1 protein-coding gene and 1 pseudogene are annotated in these 2063 nt (G+C 60.4%); both read left to right on the forward strand.

What is annotated here, in order from left to right:
• Positions 1–125: 125 nt before the first annotated feature.
• Positions 126–557 (forward strand): annotated as a pseudogene (locus HX846_RS32250) (ATP-binding cassette domain-containing protein); the annotation flags it as partial.
• A gap of 37 nt (positions 558–594) precedes the next feature.
• Positions 595–1995, forward strand: coding sequence for an LLM class flavin-dependent oxidoreductase (locus tag HX846_RS32255; RefSeq protein ID WP_178966953.1), 1401 nt, complete (start codon positions 595–597; stop codon positions 1993–1995).
• Positions 1996–2063 lie beyond the last annotated feature (68 nt).

Below are 2063 nucleotides of genomic sequence, written 5' to 3' on the forward strand. Positions count from 1 at the left end.
AAGGAACTGCAAGTCAACATCGTGCGTTCCCACGCTGTTTCCGTCGGCGAACCGCTGGTGCGTGAACAGGTGCGGGCGATCCAGTTGATGGTGTTGATCAGCCTGGGCAAAGGCTACTCCGGGGTGCCCTGGAACTGCTGGAACTGGTACGCCTTGATGCCAGCGCCTTGTCGCGCCGGCCGATCGAACTTTCCGGTGGCCAGCGCCAGCGCATCGCGATTGCCCGAGCATTGGCTTCCGAGCCGCAGATCCTGATCTGCGATGAACCGGTGTCGGCACTCGACGTGTCGGTACAGGCACAGATTCTCGAACTGCTCGACGACCTCAAGCGCCGCCTCGGCCTGGCTTGCCTGTTCATTTCCCATGACCTCGGCGTGATCAACCACGTCAGCGAGCGCGTGCTGGTGATGAAGGCCGGTGAAGTGGTGGAGTCCGGCTCGGTACGCGCGGTGTTCGACCGTCCGGCCCATGCCTATACCCGCGCGCTGATCGATGCGATCCCGACCCTTGAAACCGACTACACGCCGATCCCGTTCTACCTGAATGTCGCGATCTGACGTATTGGAAAACGTATCTACGAAAGGAGTGCTCCTGGTGCCCAAGCAACTGCACGTGAATTTGTTTGAAATGAACTGCGTCAGCCACATCGTCCATGGTTTGTGGGTGCACCCGGACAACAACCGGCACCGTTTCAACGACCTGGACTATTGGACCGAGCTGGCGCAGCTGCTGGAATACGGCACCTTTGACGGCGTGTTCCTGGCCGATGTGATTGGCACCTATGACCGCTTTCGCGATGGCCCCGAGACCTCGCTGCGTGAGGGCATGCAGATTCCCAGCAACGACCCTCTGCTGGTGATTCCGGCGATGGCCGGGGTGACCAAGAACCTGGGTTTCGGCGCGACCTTTTCCACCACCTACGAACCGCCGTTCGCCTTTGCGCGGCGCATGAGTACCCTCGATCACCTGACCAAGGGGCGGGTGGGCTGGAACATCGTCACCTCGTACCTGCCGAATGCGGCGCGCAACTTCGGGCATGACACTGAGGTGGTTCACGATCACCGCTACGAGATCGCCGATGAATACCTCGACGTGCTGTACAAGCTTTGGGAAGGCTCCTGGGACGATGACGCGGTGATTGTCGACCGTGAGCGTCGGATCTACACCGATCCGGACAAGGTGCGCTATATCAACCACGTGGGGGAGCACTTCAAGGTTGCCGGCCCACACTTGTGCCAGCCTTCGCGGCAGCGTACGCCGGTGTTGTTTCAGGCTACGGGGTCACCGGCCGGGATCGAGTTTGCCGGGCGGCATGCCGAAGTGGTGTTTACCGGTGGTAATGATGCGCCGGCGGTGCGGGCGAATATCCAGGCGATGCGGCAGAAGGCAGTTGAGCATGATCGCGATCCGGGGGGGTTGAAGTTTATTGTGATGGCGGGGGTGATCGTTGGGCGGACGGATGAGGAGGTGAGTGCCAAGCTCGACAGTTATCGCAAGTTGGTGAGTGTCGAGGCGTCGCTGGCTCACGGGCAGTCGGCGATTGATTTGACGGCGTATCCGCGGGATACGTTGATCAGTGATCTGGTGAGTCGGCAGGTCAAGGGGTGGGAGAGTTTGAGCCGGTACAAGGCGGACTCCACTGTTGGGGCGGTATTGGCGCAGCTGGGTGGGTTTAATCGCGAGCGGTTTTTTGTCGCGGGTACGCCGACGGTGGTGGCGGACGCGATTGAGAAATGGCTGGATGAGGATGGGATCGACGGGATTAACCTGAGGCAGTATTTGTCGTTTGAGACGGCGCGGGACTTTATTGAATTGGTGGTGCCGGAGTTGCGTCGTCGGGGGCGGTTTCGTGAGCGGTACAACGAGGGGGAGACGTTGCGGGAGCGGTTGTTTGGGGCTGGGCGGGCGCGGTTGCCGGGGGACCACTTTGGGGCGCGTTATCGGGATCCGGCGGCGTTGCTTCAGGCTGCTTTGCCGTTGCGGTTTCCGGCGTGAGTTGAGAGTACATATCCGTTATTTAGGTAACGGCGGCCTATGGTTTCGCTCTTACAGCGAGTCACTTT

The sequence above is a fragment of the Pseudomonas sp. K5002 genome (genome assembly GCF_013386655.1).
Classification (GTDB): domain Bacteria; phylum Pseudomonadota; class Gammaproteobacteria; order Pseudomonadales; family Pseudomonadaceae; genus Aquipseudomonas.